28 protein-coding genes and 2 tRNA genes are annotated in these 22,678 nt (G+C 65.9%); 13 read left to right on the top strand and 17 right to left on the bottom strand.

Annotated features, from left to right (window positions below; genetic code table 11):
* Nucleotides 1-6: 6 nt before the first annotated feature.
* From nadD to AB0P21_RS08990, 5 genes are all read left to right on the top strand, one after another.
* A complete protein-coding gene (gene nadD, locus AB0P21_RS09010; protein WP_363695049.1) occupies nucleotides 7-627 on the top strand; it encodes a nicotinate-nucleotide adenylyltransferase in 621 nt (206 codons plus the stop codon).
* Between the two features lie 27 nt (nucleotides 628-654).
* Nucleotides 655-1,161, top strand: coding sequence for a ribosome silencing factor (gene rsfS / locus AB0P21_RS09005; protein WP_363695048.1), 507 nt, complete (start codon nucleotides 655-657; stop codon nucleotides 1,159-1,161).
* Nucleotides 1,158-1,802, top strand: coding sequence for a histidine phosphatase family protein (locus AB0P21_RS09000; RefSeq protein ID WP_363695047.1), 645 nt, complete (start codon nucleotides 1,158-1,160; stop codon nucleotides 1,800-1,802). Before rsfS ends, AB0P21_RS09000 begins: the two co-directional genes overlap by 4 nt.
* A gap of 364 nt (nucleotides 1,803-2,166) precedes the next feature.
* Nucleotides 2,167-2,239: transfer RNA gene (locus AB0P21_RS08995), tRNA-Ala, on the top strand.
* 146 nt (nucleotides 2,240-2,385) lie between these two features.
* Entirely contained in the window at nucleotides 2,386-2,580 is a 195-nt protein-coding gene (locus tag AB0P21_RS08990; RefSeq protein ID WP_363695045.1) for a hypothetical protein, read from the top strand.
* Between the two features lie 2,182 nt (nucleotides 2,581-4,762).
* Here AB0P21_RS08990 and AB0P21_RS08985 read toward each other — a convergent pair.
* Nucleotides 4,763-5,170, bottom strand: a complete 408-nt coding sequence (locus tag AB0P21_RS08985; protein ID WP_363695044.1) for a hypothetical protein — start codon at nucleotides 5,168-5,170, stop codon at nucleotides 4,763-4,765.
* Nucleotides 5,171-5,562: 392 nt separating this feature from the next.
* Between AB0P21_RS08985 and AB0P21_RS08980 the strand changes: the two genes are divergently transcribed.
* Together AB0P21_RS08980 and AB0P21_RS08975 are read left to right on the top strand one after the other, a co-directional pair.
* A complete protein-coding gene (locus AB0P21_RS08980; protein ID WP_363695042.1) occupies nucleotides 5,563-6,294 on the top strand; it encodes a VOC family protein in 732 nt (243 codons plus the stop codon).
* A 68-nt stretch (nucleotides 6,295-6,362) separates the two neighbouring features.
* On the top strand, nucleotides 6,363-7,358 hold the full coding sequence (locus AB0P21_RS08975; RefSeq protein ID WP_363695041.1) for a DUF4037 domain-containing protein: 996 nt from the start codon (nucleotides 6,363-6,365) through the stop codon (nucleotides 7,356-7,358).
* On the opposite strand, the gene AB0P21_RS08970 is transcribed toward AB0P21_RS08975, so the two are convergent.
* Together AB0P21_RS08970 and AB0P21_RS08965 are read right to left on the bottom strand one after the other, a co-directional pair.
* Nucleotides 7,341-8,546 (bottom strand): hypothetical protein, encoded by a 1,206-nt coding sequence (locus AB0P21_RS08970; RefSeq protein ID WP_363695039.1) that lies wholly within the window; start codon nucleotides 8,544-8,546, stop codon nucleotides 7,341-7,343. The genes AB0P21_RS08975 and AB0P21_RS08970 overlap by 18 nt on opposite strands.
* Before the next feature lie 45 nt (nucleotides 8,547-8,591).
* Nucleotides 8,592-9,227, bottom strand: coding sequence for a histidine phosphatase family protein (locus AB0P21_RS08965; protein ID WP_363695037.1), 636 nt, complete (start codon nucleotides 9,225-9,227; stop codon nucleotides 8,592-8,594).
* An 89-nt stretch (nucleotides 9,228-9,316) separates the two neighbouring features.
* On the opposite strand from AB0P21_RS08965, the gene AB0P21_RS08960 reads away from it, so the two are divergent.
* Complete coding sequence (locus AB0P21_RS08960; protein ID WP_363695036.1) at nucleotides 9,317-9,634, top strand: hypothetical protein; 318 nt, start codon at nucleotides 9,317-9,319, stop codon at nucleotides 9,632-9,634.
* A 3-nt stretch (nucleotides 9,635-9,637) separates the two neighbouring features.
* On the opposite strand, the gene AB0P21_RS08955 is transcribed toward AB0P21_RS08960, so the two are convergent.
* Complete coding sequence (locus AB0P21_RS08955; protein WP_363695034.1) at nucleotides 9,638-10,033, bottom strand: helix-turn-helix domain-containing protein; 396 nt, start codon at nucleotides 10,031-10,033, stop codon at nucleotides 9,638-9,640.
* Between the two features lie 59 nt (nucleotides 10,034-10,092).
* Between AB0P21_RS08955 and AB0P21_RS08950 the strand changes: the two genes are divergently transcribed.
* Nucleotides 10,093-10,884, top strand: coding sequence for an alpha/beta hydrolase (locus AB0P21_RS08950; RefSeq protein ID WP_363695032.1), 792 nt, complete (start codon nucleotides 10,093-10,095; stop codon nucleotides 10,882-10,884).
* A 40-nt stretch (nucleotides 10,885-10,924) separates the two neighbouring features.
* Here AB0P21_RS08950 and AB0P21_RS08945 read toward each other — a convergent pair whose 3' ends face one another.
* The 4 genes from AB0P21_RS08945 to AB0P21_RS08930 form a co-directional block, all read right to left on the bottom strand.
* The gene (locus AB0P21_RS08945) at nucleotides 10,925-11,281 is read right to left on the bottom strand and encodes a putative quinol monooxygenase (protein ID WP_363695030.1); all 357 of its coding nucleotides are present in this window, start codon (nucleotides 11,279-11,281) and stop codon (nucleotides 10,925-10,927) included.
* A complete protein-coding gene (locus tag AB0P21_RS08940; RefSeq protein WP_363695028.1) occupies nucleotides 11,278-12,033 on the bottom strand; it encodes an MBL fold metallo-hydrolase in 756 nt (251 codons plus the stop codon). Before AB0P21_RS08940 ends, AB0P21_RS08945 begins: the two co-directional genes overlap by 4 nt.
* A gap of 29 nt (nucleotides 12,034-12,062) precedes the next feature.
* On the bottom strand, nucleotides 12,063-12,857 hold the full coding sequence (locus AB0P21_RS08935; protein WP_363695026.1) for an alpha/beta hydrolase: 795 nt from the start codon (nucleotides 12,855-12,857) through the stop codon (nucleotides 12,063-12,065).
* Nucleotides 12,858-12,928: 71 nt separating this feature from the next.
* Entirely contained in the window at nucleotides 12,929-13,792 is an 864-nt protein-coding gene (locus tag AB0P21_RS08930; protein WP_363695025.1) for a sigma-70 family RNA polymerase sigma factor, read from the bottom strand.
* 81 nt (nucleotides 13,793-13,873) lie between these two features.
* Between AB0P21_RS08930 and AB0P21_RS08925 the strand changes: the two genes are divergently transcribed.
* From AB0P21_RS08925 to AB0P21_RS08915, 3 genes are all read left to right on the top strand, one after another.
* Nucleotides 13,874-14,257, top strand: coding sequence for a DoxX family protein (locus tag AB0P21_RS08925; protein ID WP_363695023.1), 384 nt, complete (start codon nucleotides 13,874-13,876; stop codon nucleotides 14,255-14,257).
* 77 nt (nucleotides 14,258-14,334) lie between these two features.
* Nucleotides 14,335-14,787, top strand: coding sequence for an SRPBCC domain-containing protein (locus tag AB0P21_RS08920; protein WP_363695022.1), 453 nt, complete (start codon nucleotides 14,335-14,337; stop codon nucleotides 14,785-14,787).
* Nucleotides 14,784-15,149 carry a helix-turn-helix domain-containing protein gene (locus AB0P21_RS08915; protein ID WP_363695021.1) on the top strand — a complete coding sequence of 122 codons (366 nt, stop codon included), beginning with the start codon at nucleotides 14,784-14,786 and terminating at the stop codon, nucleotides 15,147-15,149. Before AB0P21_RS08920 ends, AB0P21_RS08915 begins: the two co-directional genes overlap by 4 nt.
* A 276-nt stretch (nucleotides 15,150-15,425) precedes the next feature.
* Here AB0P21_RS08915 and selB read toward each other — a convergent pair whose 3' ends face one another.
* The 3 genes from selB to AB0P21_RS08900 form a co-directional block, all read right to left on the bottom strand.
* Complete coding sequence (gene selB / locus AB0P21_RS08910) at nucleotides 15,426-17,138, bottom strand: selenocysteine-specific translation elongation factor (RefSeq protein ID WP_363695019.1); 1,713 nt, start codon at nucleotides 17,136-17,138, stop codon at nucleotides 15,426-15,428.
* Nucleotides 17,129-18,430 carry an L-seryl-tRNA(Sec) selenium transferase gene (gene selA, locus AB0P21_RS08905; protein WP_363695018.1) on the bottom strand — a complete coding sequence of 434 codons (1,302 nt, stop codon included), beginning with the start codon at nucleotides 18,428-18,430 and terminating at the stop codon, nucleotides 17,129-17,131. The genes selB and selA overlap by 10 nt, the downstream gene beginning before the upstream one ends.
* Before the next feature lie 12 nt (nucleotides 18,431-18,442).
* A tRNA-Sec gene (locus tag AB0P21_RS08900) sits at nucleotides 18,443-18,537 on the bottom strand.
* 68 nt (nucleotides 18,538-18,605) lie between these two features.
* On the opposite strand from AB0P21_RS08900, the gene selD reads away from it, so the two are divergent.
* The gene (gene selD / locus AB0P21_RS08895; RefSeq protein WP_363695017.1) at nucleotides 18,606-19,604 is read left to right on the top strand and encodes a selenide, water dikinase SelD; all 999 of its coding nucleotides are present in this window, start codon (nucleotides 18,606-18,608) and stop codon (nucleotides 19,602-19,604) included.
* On the opposite strand, the gene AB0P21_RS08890 is transcribed toward selD, so the two are convergent.
* From AB0P21_RS08890 to AB0P21_RS08865, 6 genes are read right to left on the bottom strand one after another with little or no spacing between them, the layout of a single operon-like run.
* The gene (locus AB0P21_RS08890) at nucleotides 19,588-20,103 is read right to left on the bottom strand and encodes a MauE/DoxX family redox-associated membrane protein (RefSeq protein WP_363695015.1); all 516 of its coding nucleotides are present in this window, start codon (nucleotides 20,101-20,103) and stop codon (nucleotides 19,588-19,590) included. The genes selD and AB0P21_RS08890 overlap by 17 nt on opposite strands.
* 10 nt (nucleotides 20,104-20,113) lie before the next feature.
* Nucleotides 20,114-20,623: a hypothetical protein gene (locus AB0P21_RS08885; RefSeq protein WP_363695014.1), complete on the bottom strand. Its 510-nt coding sequence runs from the start codon at nucleotides 20,621-20,623 to the stop codon at nucleotides 20,114-20,116.
* A 48-nt stretch (nucleotides 20,624-20,671) separates the two neighbouring features.
* Entirely contained in the window at nucleotides 20,672-20,830 is a 159-nt protein-coding gene (locus tag AB0P21_RS08880) for a hypothetical protein (RefSeq protein WP_363695012.1), read from the bottom strand.
* The gene (locus AB0P21_RS08875) at nucleotides 20,827-21,342 is read right to left on the bottom strand and encodes a hypothetical protein (RefSeq protein ID WP_363695010.1); all 516 of its coding nucleotides are present in this window, start codon (nucleotides 21,340-21,342) and stop codon (nucleotides 20,827-20,829) included. The genes AB0P21_RS08880 and AB0P21_RS08875 overlap by 4 nt, the downstream gene beginning before the upstream one ends.
* Entirely contained in the window at nucleotides 21,339-21,869 is a 531-nt protein-coding gene (locus AB0P21_RS08870) for a hypothetical protein (protein WP_363695008.1), read from the bottom strand. The genes AB0P21_RS08875 and AB0P21_RS08870 overlap by 4 nt, the downstream gene beginning before the upstream one ends.
* Nucleotide 21,870: 1 nt before the next feature.
* Nucleotides 21,871-22,554, bottom strand: coding sequence for a hypothetical protein (locus tag AB0P21_RS08865; protein WP_363695006.1), 684 nt, complete (start codon nucleotides 22,552-22,554; stop codon nucleotides 21,871-21,873).
* Between the last annotated feature and the right edge of the window lie 124 nt (nucleotides 22,555-22,678).

The following is a 22,678-nucleotide window of genomic DNA, read 5'->3' as shown; positions in this document are numbered from 1 at the left end:
GCTGACGTGGATTCTTCGGAGCGGGCCAGACCGGGTCGCCGCCTGGGCGTGATGGGTGGCACCTTCGACCCGATCCACCACGGTCACCTGGTCGCGGCGAGCGAAGTACAGGCGTACTTCGATCTCGACGAGGTGATCTTCGTCCCGACCGGGCAACCCTGGCAGAAGCTGGACCGCGCGGTGTCGCCACCCGAGGACCGGTACTTGATGACGGTCATCGCGACCGCCTCCAACCCACGGTTCTCGGTCAGCCGGGTCGACATCGACCGGCCCGGACCGACGTACACGATCGACACCCTGCGCGACCTGGCCGGCCTCTACCCGGACGCGGAACTGTTCTTCATCACCGGCGCCGACGCGCTGGCCCAGATCCTGACCTGGCGCGACGTCGACGAGATGTTCAAGCTGGCCCAGTTCGTCGGCTGTACCCGGCCCGGGTACAGCTCGCAGGAACTGCCGCTCGACCGGCTTCCGATGGAGCGGATCACCCTGCTCGAAGTACCGGCGCTGGCGATCTCGTCCACCGAGTGCCGCCAACGCGTCGCGAAGGGCAACCCGACCTGGTACCTGGTGCCGGACGGGATCGTCCAGTACATCGCCAAGCGCGATCTCTACACCAACCACTAAGCCCGCAGTACTGATCAAAGGACCGCAATGCCTGCCACCGAACGCGCCATCGAGCTGCTCACCGCGGCCGCCGAGGCGGCTCACGACCGGAAGGCCGAGAACGTCCTGGCCTTCGACGTCTCCGAGCAGCTCGCCATCACCGACGCGTTCCTGGTCGCCTCCGCCTCCAACGACCGCCAGGTCCGCGCGATCGTGGACGCGATCGAGGACAAGCTCCGCGAGGACTTCGACGCCAAGCCGGTCCGCCGCGAAGGCGCCCGCGAGGGCCGCTGGGTGCTGCTCGACTACCTGGAGATCGTCGTCCACGTGCAGCACGACGAGGAGCGCAACTTCTACTCCCTCGAGCGGCTCTGGCGCGACTGCCCGATGATCCCGCTGCCGGGTGCCGACGGGACTGTGTCGGTACCGGTTGTTGCCGACCGTACTGCGGACGAGGACCCGGCGCCGGGTGCCGGCTCTGACTCGGATTCCGCCTCCGCCTCGGACGACTCTGCTGGCTCGCCCGCCACCGATTCCCCCACCGCGGCCGAATGACAGCGGGCCGGCTGATCGTCTGGCGCCACGGCCGGACCGAGTGGAACCTGCAGGACAAGATCCAGGGCCAGGCGGACATCCCGCTGGACGACGTAGGCATCGCCCAGGCGCGCGCAGCAGCCGCGCGCCTGGCGTCCCTCGCCCCCACCCGCCTCTTCTCCAGCGACCTCCAACGCGCCGCCGCCACAGCCGGTGAACTAGCCGCCCTGACCGGCCTCAAGGTCGAGTACGACGAAGCCCTCCGCGAAATCAACGTGGACGACTGGGCCGGCATGACCATGGACGAACTGGCCGCCATCCACCCCGAAGCAGCCCTCCGCATCCGCTCCGGCGAACCCCAACGCCGCGGCACCGCCGGCGAAACCGTCGAAGAGGTAGCCGAACGCTTCGCCCCCGCCCTGACCCGAGCCATCGAGTCCGGCGCCCCCTCCGACACCATCGTGGTAGCCACCCACGGCCTCGCAGCCCGAGTAGGCATCTGCCTCTTCCTAGGCATCCCCAAAGCCCACTGGCCCGCCTTCGGAGGCCTCTCCAACTGCAACTGGGTCTCCCTCCTCCCAGGCCGCCACGGCTGGCGAATCGAAGAGTGGAACGCCGGCTCCCTCCCCGAACCGGTCATGAGCGACGACCCGCAGCGTTAGTTCCCCCGCGCACCCGCCGCCCGCTCGCTCCTCCGTCGCTCCCAGCTCTGGGTGCTCCCGCCCACCCTTCCTCGAGTACACGCTCCTACGTCGCGCTGTGTGCGCTCCTGCGTCGCGTGGGTGCCCGGGTACGCCTTGCATCCTGCCGGGGGAGGCGGGCCGCCTCTGGCGTGCGCCCACGGCCTCGCATCTGCTTGCAGCCTTGGCGCGTTGGGAACCTCAGCCGACCTATCACCAACAGACCTCACGACCCGCCACAACCCACCCACCCCCACCGTGCTCTTCCTCACCCCCCTCCCCACCCCACCCGATTTTTCTTTCCACCCCTCCATCCGCTAATATTTCGGAGTCCGCAAGACACCGCGGGGCTTTGGCGCAGTTGGTAGCGCGCTTCCATGGCATGGAAGAGGTCAGGGGTTCGAATCCCCTAAGCTCCACAAGAACTATCAGCAGGCCAGAGGCTTTCGCCCTCTGGCCTGTTTTGGTTGGCGGTGCCAGTCGGCAGAAATCTGGGAGATCCACTCGCCAGAGGAGCAACGGCAAACGCCAGGCGAAGGACCAGCTCCAGAGCTACCCTGGCGAGATGGCCCTAGGGCGAGGCAAGACAGAGCACGTTGGCCCCCGCGACATGTCACGTAAGCACGGCCACTGGGGACATACCGAAGAGGCCAAGGAGTGGGCATCGAGGGCACGCCGGCGTGACGAGAAGACCGAGCTCGCTGAGGCTCTCCGCCAAATGATCGAGCCGATCGATCCCGACCAGCCAGGTCGCGACTGAGACGAGCGCCCGACTCTGTGTCCGCGACCAGCACGCTCCCTGACGGACGAGCGTTGCCCACCAGTGTCCGGGTTGATCTGACAAGTTTCTCTACGTCTTCAGGACAGGCCCCTTCAGGGCCCGAAAGCGCGCCGCCACTCGAAGGACGGGCCGACTGCCCGCCACTTACGCCAGCGCTCCGCTCTGGGCGCGGCCCTTGGCTTGGCGCGCACGTGCCAACAGGGTGCCGGGTCGAAGACAGCAGCCCTCGCCATCATCGATCGACACCCTGTGAATGTAGCTACTCCCCAATCGGCCGACTACCCGCCGCCGTTCAGGTGGCCTGGCATCTGATTCTTGGCTGGCGCATCGTCCCGCTAGCATTCATGGGAGTGACGGCCCGGCCCACCCGCGTCAAGGGCGCCTCCGGCGTCGTTCCGCGATCGAGCAAGCTCGCACCTGGACCCGCACCGCACCGAACCTGAGGTCGGCAGCTATCGGGACGATGCGGAAGAATTGTCTGCGCGGCTGATATGTAACTGTCGGTCCTGGCTTGCGCCTCATTCATTATTCTTTGACTTGATTCCTTTGAGTTTGCATTCGGCGGATAGCGCGCCTCGTGGAGTTGCGCGTAAATGGAGTCCATATGCTCAACTCACGTCTCATCGCGAGCATGCAAACATCCCACTCTGCGTCACTGGAATGTCGGTATTTCTCGGGTAGTTCTGCGTCCGCGTCCTCCTCGATCAGTGGCGATGCCCACGCCTCCATCCGGTGCGACTCGCCATAAGTTATTGACCGCTTCGAGAGGCTCAAGTACGCAAGACCAACTTCGTTGGAATCAATCTGTAACCAGGACCTATAGAACGAAATTGTTACGAATGCATCACTGATGAATTTTCCCAGCGACTCTCTCGTGGCGCAATCTGACGCACCTCTACGCAGTATCCGGTATGGCAGCTCTTCAATTTCTCGAACGGCTTTCAATGCCTCGGCATATACTTTTGCCTTGCGTTCACTGCGAGCCAGTTGTTGATTAACTGCGAATCCGATAAGTGCTGCTACTGCTGCGATCAGCCCAGCGAATATTGGGCTCCAGTTGGTCATCTCTCTCCCCTCCTAGTTTGGTTGCCGTCATCGTTCGAGGCGACCCTAGCCGGGACACTGCTTTCTAGTAAGGCGATCGACTGCCCATGTCGGCTGGAGCGGGGACGCCAGTCCTATAGCCACGTCGACAGGGCATGCAGATAAGCGGCGACTGAAAACCGCCCATTGACGCGCCGAACCCTCGCAGTGACTGCATGGGGCGCCAATGAGAGCGATATGGGAGGCGGCCGCGCTCAAAACGGCTCGAAATCGGATGCAACGCGCTGCAATCCGAAGGGCTGGATCGCCTTACAGGAAGGGCATCGAGTGCTGTGCCGCATAGAGGGCTGTGGTGACTCTCGTCCATGGCATGAAAGGGGTCAGGGTTTCGAATCCCCGAAGCCCCACCGCAGGTCAGTTGCCCTCCCCTCCGGGAGGGCAACTGTTCATGACCTGAGCGTCTTGTTGAGTGACTACCGGTTCTGACGCATTAGGCTGTCCATCGCTATACGTTGCCCATGGACCTTTGGGCATTAGATAGTTGGCTGTGTCAGCTAAAAACTCGGGATCAGTATTCACTATTTCTTTGGCGGCGCGGTCACGCGAAGCTCTCGATGCCCGGTTCGCCGGCCGTGTGCCAGTCCTCGATAGCACGCCTTACTGATCCTATGGTCGACTTGGTCCGCACTGTTCAACGGTCCAGCTGCCGCGATGCCTGCGCTAGGCGCGGCCGTGGAGCGTAACGAAACGAACATGTCGTGATGATGCGTTCACGCCGGGTTGAGCTGTTGCCGTCTATGAGTGCCGCACATTATTTTCCGCCGCTAGGCGGCTCCTTCGCGATTTATGGTCGGTTTAACGGGCCATCGCAGCCGGTGAGTGACACCACGTTTAGGGCTTTTTCTCTCCGTCGACACTGCCGCAGTTCATGTCGGCGGACTTTCTCCGCGATGGCGTGCTTGCCGGCAGTGGCAAGATTTTCGATTCGACGGCCGCTTTCGAAGGCAATACAGCGGCCTCGATCACCCCTGGAACGTAAGAGCACATGTTCGAGGCGTATGGGTTCCAAATCTTCGGAAATAAACAAGCTCAAAGTTTGGCCGGCTGGGTGCCGTGTTCAAAGTCGTTTGTCAGGGGTGTTGTCATCCAGCAGCGTGGCATCCCTCTTGGCGTTCGGTTGGCCCGGGCGGAACGGCTCGCGCACGATCTGTTCGGTCCCGTCTACCCAGATTCTGATATGGCCGTGGCCGCTGCCGTCGGGAGCGCCGACGCCTCCAAAATAGACATCGGTATAGCTCTGGTCGGGCTTAAAGACCACCTTCATGTCGTTGGAGCGGCCGTCTCGGAACCTCATCTGCCACTGTTCGACCTGGTTGCGCTGATGGGCGTTGAGGTGCTGCTCTCTGGCCAGGCGGTCTGCCTTCGCGGCCTCCATGGCCGCCTTGTTGTGGCGGTAGGAGGTAGATGCTCCGTACTTGAATGCTCCGACTGCCTGGTCGCGTAGAGCGTTCTTGAACTCATCCATAAATCGTCCCATGGCTCCCCCTCATGCACGCGCTCTTTTGGAGCGCTCGGTTCCCCTTGTGGGCTCTATCGCAATTTCGGCCAGGGTGTTACATCATGTTCTAAGATTACGAATTTCCAAGACACATGGTCAGTTAGCTCCGGCCGTTGACGTTCGGACTCCATGCGTGCATCGGAAAATCGGTGTTTTCAGTCGGTCTTAGGTCATTCCTAAGGCAACGGCCTAATCTTTTGGGTCTGAGAGGCTGCGGCTTCTATTTTGTCTCGTTGCCGCCCTGGTCGAGAAGATCTCGTCTATCTTCTTGGGGCCCGGAGTGAGCACCGGGCAGTTCGTGTCAGTAGATCTTCTCTGGCACGCATGCTCGCGATCGAGCAACCGTTAGCATCGGCGGCATGGCGACGCGGCTTGTTCAGATCAATATGAAGGCTCGGGACGACTCTGCGCTGGGTAGGTTTTGGGCGGAGGCGCTTGGTTGGGGGATGTCCAGCGAGGGGCCTGGGGTGACCAACCTTGAGCCCGAGGGCTTCGTTTATCCAGATCCCGTTGCTGTTTGCATCGATCTCGTGGCGTCCACCGAGCCCAAGACGGTAAAGAACCGTGTGCACGTTGATCTCGCTGCCAGGTCTGCGGCCCATCAGGCGGAGCTGATAGCGCGACTTAAGGATCTCGGTGCAACAGCCGTCGATATAGGTCAGGGTGACGTCTCGTGGACAGTGATGGCGGATCCGGAGGGCAACGAGTTTTGTGTGCTGGACTCGCTCTACGAAGAGACCGGGCCGATCGCCACGGTCGTGTTTGACTGCGCGGATCCGCGGGCTATGGCTCGCTTCTGGGGCGAAGCCATGGACTGGACTCTGCAGAAGGTGACCGACGACAACGCAGTACTGCGCTCCGCCAAGGACGTCGGCCCGTATCTGCAGTTCCTCCGCACGCCCGACGTGAAGACGGTGTGGAACCGAGTGCATCTCGATGTCCGCCCATACCCAGGTGACGACCCAGAGGCGGAGGCGGCCAGGCTGCGGGCTCTCGGGGCCACCGCTATCGACCTGGGCGAGGACGATGTGCCGTGGACAGTTATGGCCGATCCGGAAGGCAACGAGTTCTGCCTGCTCGCCCCTGGCTGACGGAAACCAGGCTTGAGAACCGCCAAAGAGCCTGGCACTCTGTCCGCTCTTCCAAAGGAGGTCGGGCGATGAGCGCATTCATTTCTGGGCAGGAGCTGAGTCGCCTGTACTACGCCGAGGCGGTCCGGCCGGCCCTCGATGCCGCCTTCCCCGGGCTGCCGCACAGCGCGGCGCTACTCGGGCGTGGGTCCGAAGTACTGGGGTTCGACGACGAGATGTCGACCGACCACGACTGGAAGCCGCGGGTGCTGCTCTTCCTTGCCGAGGACAACGAGCGGGTCAGCGAGGTACTGCGACGCGAGCTCCCGTCGACGTACCGCGACTTCCCGACCGACCTCAGCGTCCACACGATCCGCGGCTACTTCCAGAAGCAACTGGACTTCGACATCGCGGGCGAGATCGCAGTACGGGACTGGTTGACGTTCACCGAGCAGAACCTGCGGATGATCACGGCGGGAGCGGTTCACCACGACGATCTCGGTCTCCAGGCTGTCCGCGACCGGTTCGCGTACTATCCGCGCGACGTCTGGCTCTACTTGTTGGTCGCCGGCTGGTGGCGGGTCCATCCGGAGATGAATCTCGTCGGCAGGGCCGGAGCTGTCGGCGACGAACTCGGCTCGGCACTGATCGGCTCGCGACTCGTCACCGATCTGATGCAACTGTGCTTCCTGATGGAGCGGCAGTACGCGCCGTACCCGAAGTGGTTCGGTACCGCGTTCTCCCGCCTCGCGTGCGGGCCAACGCTGACTCCGATCCTCTCGGAGGTGGTGAAGGCCGATACCTGGCAGGCACGCGAGGCTGCGTTGATGATCGCGTACGGCGAACTCGCGAAGATGCACAACGCGTTGCAGCTCACCGCCCCGGTCGCCACGGAGATCGAGCAGATGTGGGATCGCCCGTTCAAGGTCGTCTGGGCAGACTTCCCCGGACTGCTCGCCAGCCTGATCGAGGACCGTGAGGTCCAGCAAATCGCCGACCGGTGGCGCTTCGGGCCGATCGACCGCTTCCGGGATCTGCTGTGGCCTCGAGACACTCGCCCGCGTTTGCTACGCCTCTTCGACTGACTCCGGTACTGCGTTCGCCGGCGGCCAGAGCTGTTGGTCGTTGGCGTCGATGACGCTCAGCAGTTTGTCGCCGTGCAGGAAGGCCATCGTGCCGTCGGGCAAGGCGAGCAACTGCATCGCGGTACGGCGCAGGCGAAGCAGGTCGGCGACTCGGCAGGCGCGCAGTTCGCCGCGTACGTGGTCCTGTTCGGAGATGCCCAGGTACCAGCCGGAGTCGTCGTCGCGCTCGACTGGGATCCGGTGCAGGTAGACGGATTCTGCCGACTCGGCGCCGGCTTCGATGATCACCCGATCGCGGAAGCTCGGCGTACTGGCGCCCGTTGGCAAGCCGATCTCGGCTAGGAGCGTCGACTGCTCGGCGAGGACCCGCAGCGGGAGGCTGAGGTCGCGGGTCCAGCTGCCGTCGAGCGCGAGCAGGTCGGGCGTGATCAGATCGAATGCCGCCGGGCCGGTCTGGTGCACGATGATCGGGACCCAGCCGAACCAGAGCGAGTAGCCCTCGCGCAGCGACGCCGGTGCGAGCTGCTCGATCTGGTGTACCACGGAGGTCAGGCGGGCGAATTCCTCTGCGGAGGCGGATGCTTCGACCGTCGCGTTGCCGATCGGCGTGGAGGCGACCAGGTTGCCCGCCGGCGCCGGGTGGATGACAGGCGCCGGAGCGGGGGATGCAGGAGCATGAGCATGAGCTGGCTCGGCCTTCTCGGCGCGTCCCGCACCCGCACCCGCACCCGCCGGCGCCGGACCGCCCGCTTGGTCTCCTCGGGGGCGCGCCCCAGCGTCGAGCTCGCCGTCGGCGGTGGCGGTGGCGTCGCGCTGCCCGTCCCGCCGGAGACTGCCCTTGAGGCGAGCGATGGTCTCAGGATCAATGTGCAACCCACCGTCCTCGGCCGCGACGACGGTGAGCCCGACACCCGGCTGCAGGCCCTCGATAACCCGGCGACCTGACAACGTGATCGACCGGTCAGCGCGACTGCCGACCATCGCAGCCCGCTCCAGCGTGGTGAACACCGACATGTGCGGTACTCCGTCGACCTCCGTGACCACCGGCATCGCGGCGATACCTTCACCCGACATCGGCACAACCAGATCGGCCCCGATCACGCCCCACAACACCTCAGGCATCGACACCTCGCGGCGACGGCCGCGGGCGATCAGTTCGTCGAGCTTGGGGGAGGAGGTGTCGGCCATCCGCCAAGCGTTTCACATGGCGCGATCACCCGCGGCTCGCGCGGCTCATCTGTTCTCACCGAGATGTGAGGTGTTGCTCAGAGACTCGACGGTTCGGTAGTGGTAGCGGTCGTCTTCGCGGAGAAGTGTGATGCCTCCGCTGGCTGAGCGGAACGAGACGTAGTCGGCGGATTCGATGGGCATCCGGATCCAGGCGGCGACAACGAAGGTCAGTGCTGTGCCGTGGGTGACGATGATCTGGTGCCGGCACTCGCGGGCGAGGATCTGGTCGACGGCACGATAGGCGCGCTGGGCGAGTTCGGCTCTGGTTTCTGCGCCTTCGATGCCTTCGTCGTGGTGCATTCGTTCGCCAATGGCGGGCGGGAAGATGAAGCGGTCATTGAGCCATTGCTGGGGTTTGCCGCCGGCGATGCCGTACGACTTCTCGCGGAGGTCGCTCACGGGGATCGGCGTGAGATCGAGTTTGGTCGCGATCGCCTCGGCGGTTTGGGCGGTTCGTTTGAGGTCGGACGTGAAGAGTTCTACGTCGACGTCGGACGGAATCAGCTCGGCGAGACGGTCAGCAATAGCCGAGGCCTGGCGTTGTCCGAGTGCGGTGAGGTCCGAGTCGAACTGGCCTCCGACGACCCCGTCGAGGTGATGCGTGGCTTCGGGGTGCGTTACGACGTACAGGGTTCTCATGAAGTGGCCTCGTTCAACCTTTAGGGTGTCGACGGTGGGGTTGTCTCGGGACCGGCCACCTGTTGGTAGAACGCTGATACGGAGAATGTGTGAATCAGAACTGGCTGTTCGTGATCCCGATTGTTGCCCTCGTACTGATCGTAATCGGTCCGATCGCCGTGCTGAGGTTGCAGAAGAGGTCTCTTCGCGCGGTCAACGAGCTCAGCTCGGTACCGCGTACCGCGGCGCTGACCGGATTCCAGCAGTCGCCGGAGGAGACTCGCGAGGAGTTCGTACGGCGGCATTGGCAGCGACCCGGTGTGGTTGCCGACGGGGTGACCCTGGTCGATCTCTACGACCGCATCCGCGTGCTCGAGGAACGTCTGGCGCGAGCCGAGCAGCAGTCGGCGACGCCACCACAAGATTGAGTCTTAGCTCTTGCTGCGCAGGCGATCGATCTCGGGCATGTGGGTCTCGGCCCAGTCGCGCAGCGCCGCGAGCGGCTCGTCGAGGGTCTGGCCCAGGGGAGTGAGCGAGTAGTAGACCGACGGCGGGATGCTGGCCTCGACGCGGCGGAGTACGAGACCGTCGTCTTCGAGGCCGCGGAGGGTCTGGGTCAGCATCTTGGCCGAGACGCCGGGCGTACGGCGCTTGAGGTCGGCGTACCGGAGTTCGCCGGCTTCGGCGAGCGTCTTGACGATCATCGCGACCCACTTGCTGCCGACCCGGTCGAGGAGCCGGCGGGTCGGGCACAGCGGGCTGAACAGATCGCCGCGCTGCGGGGTCACCTCGGGGTAACCAGGTGTCGGGGAAGTGCTGTCTTCCATGCTGCCCTCCTGGTTTCTAAAGTCGTCCAGGTAACCAAAGGTAACCGAGGAGGACTCTGGTGATCGACACCGGTACTGGGCCCGCGGTCGTGCTGCTGCATGGCTTCCCGCATACAGAGCGTTTGTGGGAGCTCGTCGTACCGCGATTGGCTGAACACCACCGGGTGATCGCGCCCGAGCTTGTCGCGGGAGGATCCGCGGTCGAGTTGGCTGCGCGAGTGGCTGAGTTGCTCGACGGGCTTGGCGTCGAGCGGGCGGCTTTGGTCGGAATCGACGCAGGTGTCCAGGCGGCGCTGGGCTTCGCCTTGCGCTACCCCGATCGGACCGAACGGTTGGCTGTCATGGAGGCAGTCCTGCCCGGGGTGGCAGGAGCGGAGGCTTTCGCTGCAGGCGGTCTGCCGTGGTGGTTCGGCTTCCACCAGGTGCCCGGGCTCGCGGAGACCGTGCTGGTCGGACACGAGCGCGAGTACGTCGACTTCTTCCTGCGCGCCGGGACCGCCGATGGTGCCGGAATCGGTCGTGAACTCACGGACGCCTTCGCCGCCGCCTACACAGGAGGCGCGGCGTTGACTGCGGCGTTCGAGCACTACCGAGCCATGCCCCGTACTGCGGATGAGCTCGCCGCGTTGACCCCTCAGCGATTGAAGCTGCCAGTGCTTGCGATCGGCGCGCACCCGGTTGGTCAGGTGTTGGCGTCGCAGCTCGCCACTTTCGCCGACGACCTCACCAGCATCCAACTCGAGAACTGCGGACACCTGATCCCGTTGGATGCACCCGATCGGTTGCTGGAGGCACTCATTCCGTGGCTTGACGGCCGGCTGACGAGCCTGGGTGTGGCTCATCCTTCGTGACGTCCTCCGGTCGAGCAAGAGGTTCCGTAGGTAGTACGGGTCAGGGAAGTTCGATGAGTTGGGTCAGGGCGCCGGCGTCCGTGGAGCTGTGGGCGGCCAGTTCGTTGAAGAAGTGGGCTACGTGGTCGGTGGTCAGGTGCAGGCGGAAGGCGGCTGTGTCGGTGTAGATCTCGTAGAGGTAGAAGACGCCTGGGTTGGTTGCGTCTTGGAAGGCGCGGAACTCGCGGCAGCCGGGTTCGCGGCGTACGGCGGTGGCGAGGGTGGTGATCGCGGCGGCCAGTTGTGGTTCGTGGGTTGGGATTGCGCGGATGACGGCGATCATGGGGCGTTCGCCGGGTGGGAGAGCGTCGCTGACTGTCGGCATGAACTCGCGGTCGTCGGCGGGTGGGGTGCTCACGGGACGGTGACCAGGGTGCCTGGCAGGACCACCCGTACGGCGACCTCGGGCGCGAGCCGCCCGACCGCGTCGGTGAAGTGGCGGGGGTCGTGGTCGGCCTTGGTGATCATCTGGTCGCCGAGCCGGCCGCTGTGGAAGGCGTAGTGGTGGGGGATGGCCAGGGTCGGTTTGAGTACTGCGGTCAGGGCGGCTGCTTCTTCGGCGTTCATGACGACCTGCTTGAGGTTCATCGGGCGGAGGCAGAGACCGTTGGTGGGGAGGATGGCCAGGTCGATGTGGCCGAAGCGGTCGGGAATGGTGTCCAGTTCCGGGATGCGGAGCGAGTCGCCGCCGAAGAAGACGGTGCGGCCGCCGGCCTGGATGATGAAGGTGACCTCGTGGACGCCGTGCTGGCCGGGTGTCGCGGTGACGAGTAGGTCGCCGACGGTGGTGGACTCCCAGGCCTCGATGGCGTGGACGTTGCGGAAACCCTTGCCTCGGGCAATGGTCGCGACGGTGCCGGGGCCGATCAGCGGTACGTCGAGGTCGAAGCCGCCGGCAACCAAAGCGTCCAGGTCGCAGTGGTCGTAGTGCTCGTGGGTGATGACCAGGGCATCGATCTTGCCGAGGCCGGCGACGGTCGAGGTGACTGGTTCGCCCTGGTAGTACGTCGCGGTCTGGGTGAACCACGGGTCGGTGAGGACGCGCAGGCCGTCGATCTCGATCAACTGGCAGGCGTGGCCGATTCGGGTCACGTTGAGGGTGCTCTTCACAGTGGGTTCTTCCTTGCCTGGTTGGAATATCACCGGGTGCCGAGGTCGAGGAGTTCGCCGAGGATTTCCTCGGGGGTCTCGACCTGGGGCAGGTGGCCGGTGCGGGGGATCAGGGTGAAGGTGGAGAGCGGGATCGCGTCGGCGTACGCCTTGCCGTACTCCGGGCTGACGATGCCGTCGCTCTCGCCCCAGAGCACGTGCACCGGGATGTCGATCTCACCGAGTCGCTTGGCGAGGGTCGGGTCGGACATGGTCGGGCCGGTGTAACCGATCAGCGCGGCCACGTCCGGGCTCGGACCGGCGCTGCCACTCGTCGCCGGCGGTACGGGCGCCTTGCTCGGGTCGTGGAAGGAGTACGCCATGATCTCGGCCGCCGACAACCCGCTGACGTCGGTCACCGGGTGGCCTTCGACCTCGATCCCGATGCCGTCGATGATCACCGCGCCGCTGACCCGCGGGCTGGCCAGGATCGCGATCTCGGCGGCGAGCCAGCCGCCGAACGAGTTACCGATCACGGTCACGTCGGCGAGGTCGAGTTCGTCGAGCAGAGCGACGTAGGCCTGGGCGAGGTCGGTGACGGTGTTCAGCCCATCAGCTTTCGGCGTACCGCCGAAGCCGGGGTGGGTGGGCAGGAGCACCCGAGAGTGGGTGCGCTCGGAGAGCAGGTCCGCGAAACCGGCCATCGTGCGGACCCCGCCGCCGCCGTGCAGCAGCAGGAACGGTCGGGTGTGGTCGCGGTTCTGAACGGTGATCTCGAAGGAGCCGACGGGGATCGTGTCGGTGCTGGTCGGGCGGAGGGTTCCGGCGGTGATCGGGGGAGTCATATAAGGAACCTTAGATCAGGATCTTTATATAAACAACTTGTGACCGAGGAGTGGTCGAGTGCGAGTCCGGCTCAGGCGGGCGGTGCGGGCAGGTCCAGCTGTGCCAGCCGGGCTGGGTCGGTGACAGACACCATCTCCGTGATGCGGCCGTTGACGATCGTGCAGGACATCACGCTGCGGATGCGGCTGGATTTGTCCCAGGCGACCAGGCCGGGGTTGCCGTTGACGACTGCGTTGCGGGCGGTGAGTTTGGCGTTCTTGCCGTGTTGGGCCTTGGTGGCGACTTCGGTGGCGCCGAGGCGGATGGTGGTGCCGCGGGCGGTGTGGACGCGCCACGTGACGTCGGGGTCGAGTACTTGGAGTAGGCCTTCGAAGTCGCCGGTGCGGGCGGCTGCTAGGAACGCGTCGAGGACTGCGCGCTGGGGGGTGTGGTCCTCGGTGGGGAGTGGGGTGCCGTGGATTTTGCGGCGGGCGCGGCTGGCGAGCATCTTGGTGGCGTCGGGGGACTTGCCGAGGATCTGGCCGATCTCCTCGTAGGGGACCGCGAACAGGTCGTGCAGGACGAAGGCGAGGCGGGCCGATGGGGTGAGGGTTTCGAGGATCACCAACAGGGCGAGCCCGACTGAGTCGGCGAGTACGGCGTCGTCTTCGGGGCCGTCGTCCAGGGTGACCGTCAATTCGTCGTACGGTGTCTCGGGCTTGGCTTTGCGGGTGCGGAGTACGTTGATGCAGACCCGGCCGACGACTGTGGTCAGCCAGCCGCCGAGGTTGTCGATCGAGTCGGGCTCTTGGCGCGCGAGGCGGAGCCAGGCTTCCTGTACTGCGTCCTCCGCGTCCGCTCGTGAGCCGAGCATCCGGTGGGCCATGCTCACCAGGCGGTCGCGCTGCTGCTCGAAGGCCTGCGCTACTGCTTCCTGTGGACCGGTCTCGGTCACGGTGTTACCTCCTGCCGGCGAATCCCGTCATCACCCATGACGGGCCCGGGCGGGCGGACGTAACACTGGCAGGAGAAAAACATGAATCTCGCTCTGTGGATCATCGCCGGGGTGCTGGCGAAAGTCTTCCTGGTGGCGGGTGCGAACAAGCTGTTCATCCCGCGGCGCAAGCTGGCGAAGGCTCCTGGCGGCGGCTGGGTGCTGGACTTCAGCCCGGCCTTCCTCAAGACCCTGGGGGCAGTCGAGATCCTCGGCGCCATCGGGCTGATTCTACCGGCGGCGGTCGGCGTCGCGCCGATTCTGGTACCGGTGGCTGCGGTTGGTCTCGCGGCGGTCATGGTCGGTGCGGCGATCGTCACGACGCGGCGGCACGAGCGCATGCATGCTGCTCTCAATCTGACGTACTTCGCGCTGGCGGCCTTCATCGCCGTCGGGCGCTTCGCGGTGGAGTCCTTCAGCCGATAGGCAACCGATGGTTGCATAAGCACCCGGGGTCGGTTAGCTTATGTGCAACACAAGGTTGCAGATAAAGGAGTTGGACCATGGAGTTCGAGAAGATCGAGCGGGAGATCTACGTCGACGCGTCACCCGAAGTGGCGTTCGAGGTGGTCAGCAGCGCGGAGCACATCTCGGAGTGGTGGAGCGACGACGCCACCTTCGAGGCGGCGCCGGGCGCGGTCGGGGAGTTGGTCTGGGGTGACCGGGTGGACGTCGTACCGCTGGTCGTGGTGGAGGTCGAGCGGCCGCGGCTGTTCTCGTTCCGGTGGGCGCATGCCGGCGGGGACGTCGAGAGCGGCGAGGCGTTGCTGGTTTCGTTCGAGCTCACGCCGTCGGGTGCGGGGACCACGGTGCGGATGCGCGAGACCGGGTTTCGGGAGATGGGGTGGGAAGCCGCGAAGCTCGAGGCGCAGTACCGGGATCACGTTGCCGGGTGGGACCACCACCTCGCGGTGCTCGGCGAGTACGCCGCGCGGGTGGTGGTGGCGGTGCGATGAGTGCCGCCGTCGACGACGAGCTGTGGTCCGCGGTCGGGGACCCGATGCGTCGACGGATGCTCGATCTGTTGCTGGCGGACGGATCCGGTACTGCGACCACCCTGGGCGGGCGATTGCCCGTGACGCGCCAGGCGGTCGCGAAGCATCTCGGCGTACTGGATCGGGCCGGGCTGGTGCACGGTACGCCGGCCGGCCGGGAGCGGAGGTATCGGGTGGATGAGGCGCAGTTGGCCCGTGCGGTCGCTCAGCTGTCCGAGGTCGGAGCCGGGTGGGACGCGCGGCTGCGGCGGATCAAGCGGATCGCCGAGGCGATTCAGCGCAAGCGGGACTCAAGCACAGAAGGAAATAACGGGCACGGTTGACATCTCGCAGCGGGCGACGGGTGCCGAGGTCTACGCGGCAGCGGGCTTCGGGTGGGTTGTAATGACGGTATGACTGTGGATCTGTTTGCTGGTGTGGCTGTGAAGGACATCGCGGCGGCTTCCGAGTGGTACGGGCGGTTCTTCGGGGGCGGGAGACGTATGAGGACGGCGTTCGGAAGGTCACTTATCGCGATCCTGATGGGAACGAGCTTGGCTATGGCGGCGGTCCGGTCGAGGGTGACTAGCCGGCAGTCGGACGTAGGGTTGAGGAGAGCGTCAGCGGCGGAGGCGGGTGCCGTCGGGGAGACGGTGGGTGATGCCTTGGGTGTCGAGGTGTTCCAGGAGCGGTACGGCGACTCGGCGGGTGGTGTTGAGTGCTTCTCGGACGGCGCTGACTGTGAGCGGCTCGGGGAGGTTGGTGATGATCGACGTGGCTTGCGCGATGGCGTCGGCGCGGAGGATGACGTTGCCGGGCAGAGAGGTTAGGCGGCCGGCGCGTGCTGCGGCGGCTAGTTCGCGTGGGCCGAGGGCCAGTGCGGTGAGTCGTTCGGTGGAGGGCGCTTGGAAGGGGGACTCGGTCCACTCGGCCTCCAGGGCCCGTACTGCGGCCTCGGTTGCTGCGGTTAGTACGTTGTCGGCTCGGTAGACCAAGGCGCCGACGCGCTCCAGGTTGGCCGCGTCCAGCAGGGGGTCGATCAGGTCCGGTGGGAGGGATTGGCGGAGGGTCTCTACCGTTACCGGGCCGGAGGTGGTCAGGGCGCGAGCCTGGTCGATGGTCGATGCCCATGCGAGGTCGTCGGCGTACCAGTCGCCGGCCCGTGGTGGGCGGTCTGGCTTCAAGCCTTCGGCGCGGAGGACGGCGCCGTTGATGAAGCCGGCGGAGCGCAGACGTAGTGCAGTGCCGAGCGCTACTGGGTCGTCGACAACCTCGGCGAGTTCATTGCCGCGGGCAACGGCTGCGCCGCGGCGGTCGAGTGGGGGAGGGCTGACCGAGAGTACGACGAAGCCGGCGATCTGGCGGGTGGACGGATCTCGGACCAGTCCGCGATCGCCTACCCGCAAAGGCAGCGGCGAGGCCAGCGTCAACCGTGCAAAAGACCCGAGCGATCGCAGCCGCACAGCAACTGCCGCGGACCCGACATGCAGCACCAGATTCCGCGACGACCGGTCATGCACCTCCCGCAGCAGTTGCACATCGATCACCTCAGTCAACCGCCAAGCGTCCGGAGTCAGCAACGCAGTACCGCGCCCGACGGCGAGCTTCTCGACCCGACGCAGGTTGACCGCCACCCGAGCAGTCCCGACCACCCGGTCGACCTCCTCGCCCAGCGACTGCAACCCACGCACCACCACCGGAGTGCCCGTCGATGTGACCAGCGAGTCCCCGACCCGCAGCGTGCCGTCACCCAACGTCCCCGTGACCACCGTCCCGGCACCCTTGATCGTGAACGCCCGATCAGCCCACAACCGCACATCACCCGAAGGATCCCCAACTCCAGACGCGAGCGACACCAACGACTCCCGCAGCACATCAAGCCCGCGCCCGTCCACAGAGCTGACCGCCACCGCAGCAATCCCCGCCAGCGAAGTCCCCGCCAGCCGATCCCGCGCCTCAGCGATCACCGGAGCAGGATCAGCAAGATCAGCCTTGGTCACGACAAGCAATCCAGAGCGAACCCCAAAACCATCAAGCGCCGCCAGATGCTCACTCGACTGAGGCATCCACCCCTCATCAGCCGCGACCACGAACAACACCGCCGGCACCGGCCCGGCACCAGCCAGCATCGACACGACGAACCGCTCATGCCCCGGTACGTCGACAAACGCCACCACCTCGCCACCCGGCAACGCAGTCCAGGCGAATCCAAGATCGATCGTCAACCCCCGACGCCGTTCCTCCGCCCACCGATCAGGCTCCATCCCCGTCAATGCGCGCACCAGACTCGACTTGCCGTGATCGACATGCCCCGCCGTGGCGATCACCTGCATGCGTCGTGCACCTGCTCGACCGCCATCCGAACCAGCTCGTCCTCAACAGCCTCAACCGCCCGCAGATCAAGCAAGCACCGATCCGCCACGATCCGGCCGACCACCGCGACAGCACCCGAAGTACGCAACGGCACCGCGTACGACGCAGGCAAGCTCACCGCCCAGCTAGCAAACTCGACCCCAGGCGCCGACCCGCCACCAACAGTCGACCGCGACTCCACTGCCGCCGCATCAACACCGCGTGACACCAGCCCGGCAACGAGCGCCTCCACCCGCTGACGCAGTACGAGAGAAGAGGTCTCAAGCGCCAGACGCACAGGTGGCAACGCGCCACCCAGCGTGGCCTCCAACGCAGCCAAGGTCAGCTTGTCCACCCGCAACGCCCGCGCCGACGGATGCCGCCGCAACCGCGCGATCGCCTCCGCATCACCAAGCAACAACCCAGCCTGTGGCCCACCAAGCAACTTGTCCCCACTCGCCGTCACCACGGTCGCCCCGGCCCGCAGCACAGAAGCCGCATCAGGCTCATCAGGCAACAACGGATGCGGCTCGAGCAATCCGGACCCGATATCCACCACCACCGGTACGCCGAGACCCGCCAGCTCCGCGACCTCCACCGCAGAGGTGAAGCCGCTGACGACGAAGTTCGACGGATGCACCTTCAGAATGAACCCGGTCTCCGGTCCGATCGCATCGCGATAATCAGCCAGCGACGTCCGGTTCGTCGCCCCGACCTCGCGCACCACCGACCCGGCCGACGCGATCAACTCCGGTATCCGGAATCCGTCGCCGATCTCGACCATCTCACCCCGGCTCAGAATGATCTCCTTGCCAGGGGCAAGCGTCAGCGCGGTCAGCAGCAGCGCCGCGGCGTTGTTGTTGACCACATGAACGTCACCGGCCTCCGGTACGGCGGCCGCCAGCGCGGCCAATGCGCCGCGCCCCCGCCGAGCCCGCTCACCGGTCGCCAGATCGAACTCGACATCCGTGCTGCCGGCCGCGAGAGCGACCGCCTCCCGGGCCGCGCGCGACAGCGGCGCCCGCCCGAGATTGGTGTGCACGATCACCCCGGTCGCATTGACCACCACTCGCGCCCCGCTCAACGAGAGCTCGTCAACCACAGCATCCACCACCCCCGAAGGAGCAAGGAGACCTTCCCGCGCACGCTGCTGAGCAGCGCTGACCACAACCTTGACCCGCTCCCGCCCGAGCCGCTCCACCGCCGAGCCCAGCCGAGGATCAGCCAGTACGTCGTCCGTCCGCGGAATCCGCCGCCGGGGATCCTCCGTCATGACCGGACCTGATGGCGGAGGCGGACGGGAATCGAACCCGCCAGCGACAGGTACTGCCGCTCACCGGTGTTGAAGACCGGGCCGGCCACCAGGCCGAGTACGCCTCCAGGACTCATCGACACATTCTTGCAAAGTTCGGGAAGCGACGGACCCGAAGCTGCGGCAAAATCGTGCAATGACGCTGAAACGCCTGACCCAGTACGCCCATGGCGGCGGCTGCGCCTGCAAGATCCCGCCGGGCGAGCTGGAGGGCATCGTCGGCGACCTGCTCGGTTCGGTGCCGCTGAAGGAGCCGGCCGGCGAGCTGATCGTCGGTCTGGACGACGGCGACGACGCGGCCGTGGTGACGATTCGCGAAGGCCTCGCGACCGTGCTCACCACCGACTTCTTCACACCGGTCGTGGACGACCCGTTCGACTGGGGCCGGATCGCCGCGGCCAACGCGCTGTCCGACGTCTACGCGATGGGCGGTACGCCGGTGGTCGCGGTCAACCTGCTCGGCTGGCCCCGCGATGTCCTGCCGCTGGAGCTCGCCGCCGAGGTACTGCGCGGCGGCATGACCGTCGTGCACGAGGCGGACTGCCACCTGGCCGGCGGTCACAGCGTGGACGACCCGGAGCCGAAGTACGGGCTGGCGGTGACCGGTATCGCGGACCCGGACCAGTTGATGCGCAACAACGCCGGCCGGGCCGGGATCCCGCTGTCGTTGACGAAACCGCTCGGCCTGGGCGTGCTCAACAACCGGCACAAGTCCACCGGTGAGGTCTTCCCGGAGGCGATCGCCACCATGACCCAGCTCAACCGAGAGGCATCGAGGCAGGCACTTGCCTCAGGGGTGGAGTGCGCGACCGACGTGACCGGCTTCGGGCTCCTGGGCCACCTCTACAAACTGGCGAGAGCCAGCGGGGTCAGCGCGGTCATCGACTCGGCCGCGGTCCCTTATCTGGAAGGCGCTAGGGAGGCGCTGCGCGACGGCTACGTCAGCGGCGGAACCCGCCGCAACCTCGACTGGGTCGCGCCGCACACCGACCTGAGCGCCGTGGACGGCGACGAGGCGTTGTTGCTGGTCGACGCTCAGACCTCGGGAGGTCTGCTCATCGCGGGTGAGATCCCCGGAGCCCCTGTCATCGGCGAGCTGGTACCGCGAGGCGAGCACGTCATTTCGGTCCGCTGACCAGCTCCGCCACCTGGTCGGTGGTGGTCAGCAGCAGCACGACAAACCCACCCAGTACGACGTACAGCAGCCGGAACCCAAGACCCGACGGAGCCTCCAACCCAGCAGCCAGTACTACGGACGCAACCGCGAGCAGCCCCGCACGACCGACCTTGAGCCGCGACACGGGGCTCTTGTCGTCGAGGCAACCGCAGGGGACCGGTCCGCGTTTCCGGAGCAGCACCGCGAGGTAGATCGCCAGCAGCAGGTACCACCCGGCAACCACGGCGGCAGCAATTCGCAGTACGCCGGACAGGCCGGCCAGCCAGGCAACGATGACCGCCAGACCCGCGACGGCTTCCAGCGCAGTACCGAGTGGGGCTTGTCTGGCAAGGCGATCCGGCAACAACCCGTGCTGCCGAACGACCTCCGTCAGGCCACCCGAACCAGTTGCTCGCCTGGACGCGGCAAGCAGGAGCAACAGCGCGGCAGCGAGCCCGAAGGTCGCGATCAGCTCCATCTCGGGCTCCTCATGGCAGGAACAACATCGCGACCGAGCAGATGAAGCCGATCGCGCTGGTCCGGCCGATCCGCGTCATCTTGCCGAGCATCGCGTTGTCCCAGCCTTCCGGGTCGCCGCTGTACGTTCGGGCCAGCGGCATCAGCGCCCGGCCGATCCCGAAGCCCAAGCCGGCCAAGAGTCCCGGGCCGAGCCCACCGATCAGCAGCACGACCAGCACCAGCGCGTGCGGCAGCGCAGTCGGCGTGAAAGTACGGACGCCGGTGCCCATCTCGAAGCCGAACTGCAGCGGTCCGCGGAAGTCCGCGTGCGGGATCACGCTCTGCGGCACCAGCCGGCGGTTCTGCGGCAGGGACAACGGTCTGCCCAGCAACTCGAAGACCAGGATCACCGCCAGGGCAGGCGCCAGCAGCCCGACCCGCAACCAGTACGGCAGCGGCGAGGCGATCCCACCGAGCGCACCGGTGATCACCCCGGAGAACAACGCGCCGATCAACAGCCCACCGACGAAAATGTGCAACTTGTCCCGCCAGACCGACGAGGTCAGCAGATCTGCTGAGTTCAGGCTTCAAACGGAGCCGGACAGCGAGAACGCCGAGATCATCCCGAGCAGCACCCAGGCCACCGGGTCCAGCGAGCCGCTCCAGACCTGGTGCGCCGCCAGTACCGCAGCGGCGCTGATCGCCAGGCCTGTCGCGACCCGCGTGGCAGGGAACCTCAGGATCAAGGATTCGACCAGTTGCAGATGTAGAAGCCGCTGCCACCGCAGACGTCGATCTTGCCGTCGGCACACCGGTACGGCGTACCGCCGTGGGTCCAGCGCCAGGCGTTGCGCTGCGACACACCGTTGCCACAGGCAACCACGGCGTACGAGTTCCAGCAGGTGCCGGAGCCGCGGTTGAACCAGCCGTCGGCGCCGCAGTAGCCCCGGTTGTAGGTCGCTCCGACACAGATCTTGGTGTTGTTGTTGTAACCGTCCCAGCCCGAGTAGCCGGCACAGTCGGTGTACTCCGTGCCGCGGACGGCGGCCGCCGTACTGCCCTTGGTCTTCGGCAGCGACGAGATCACGTTCAGCGCGAGCGCGCCGCCCAGGATGCCGGCCGACTTGAACATGGTCCGGCGGGACGGCCGCAGCTTCTTGAGCTTGCCGCCGGTCTTCTCCAGCACGTCGGCAGCCATCGGGGTGTTCTCGTCCAGGGACGGGACATTCGCCCAGTACTGGGCGACATCGGTAGTCATGCGTCAACCTCCGTCGGTGCAGGGGTCGGTGGTGCTGTGGTCAAGGTGTTGAGGCCGAGCAGGTCGTCCAGGTCCTCGTCCGCGCCGATCACCCGGCGCCACTGCTCGGTGCCGTCGGCCTCGTACCGGATCAAGGACGGGGTGGCGCCGATGCCGATCGAGCCCAGCAGGTCCGAGTCGGTCAGCGCCTTCACCGGACTGCCCGCCACCCAGTCCGCGCACGCGCCGCCACACAGCACCAGGACGTGGCCCAGCGGCGAGGTGCCGGCTGTCTCGACCAAGTGACGGGTGCGGTCGATGCAGTTGGCGCAGTTCTCGGACACCACCAGAACGAAGGTGGGCCGGCCGTCGTCGGACTTGAACCGGGCCACCGACCTCGGGGTGTTCGGCGCCGGCGCACCCGACTGGGCCCGGACCAGAGCGGACTGCAGTTCGCGCACCGTCCGCAGCAACGCCGCGAAGGCGAAGAACAGCAGGACGGTGCCCAGGAAGGCCAGCACGGCCAGCGAGTTCAGCAGGTTCTGCATCTCAGCCGCTCAGCGAACACGTGAGGGACTCCACCACGGAGATGAACTTCGGGTCGGTCGGCCGGTTGGCCACCACGGTCGTCGCCGTCGAGTTGTTGACCACGAAGGCCGAGCGGACCCGCACGTCCCCGGCCTTGTCGAGTTCGTCGAAGCGCCACATCGCGCCACCGGTCACGCCCTTGCCCTTGGTGGCGGGGATCAGTCCGTGCGCGTCGGCGACCGGCTTGATCTGCACCGAGCAGAGTTGGTCGATCGCGTTGGTGGCCAGCAGATTGGTGAGCCGCAGCCCGGAGCCGGCCCGCGGCAGCATGGTCACGCCCTCGGGTGCGTCCCGCAGGTCGAACTTCGCCAAGGTGTCCATGAACAGCTCGAGCGGAACCCCGGTACCGCTGACGAAGGTGCCGATCTCGTTGTGCGGGCCGATCCACAGCAGCGTGGTGCCGCCGTGCACCTTGTCCTCGTGGGACTGGATCCGCGCGCCGTTCCAGCTGATCTCACGCACCTTGAGATCGGCCCATTCGCCGGTCTGCTTGGCGATCAGCTCGGTCGACCCGGCCGGCGTGATGTTGAACCGGGTGCCGCCACCCTCGCCGTAGGCCCAGACGATGTAGGACCAAGGATTCATGAACGGCCACGGATTTCCTTTGACCGTGAGTTCGCGGCCGTCAGGTGCTCGTACCTGCATGTTCCCCACCTCTTCGTGTGTCGAAGACCCAGCCCCACATTTTCAGTCAGAGTGAATTGACCGTCAGTGCCTGTCAAGATGCAGAGCGTTCCTTTCTGATCCGGCCGAAATCATCGGTTCCGAA

It is taken from the genome of Kribbella sp. NPDC056861 (assembly GCF_040687575.1).
Lineage (GTDB): Bacteria > Actinomycetota > Actinomycetes > Propionibacteriales > Kribbellaceae > Kribbella.
Note: the sequence above shows the minus strand (reverse complement) of the source record. Positions and strands in the feature narration are given on the sequence as shown.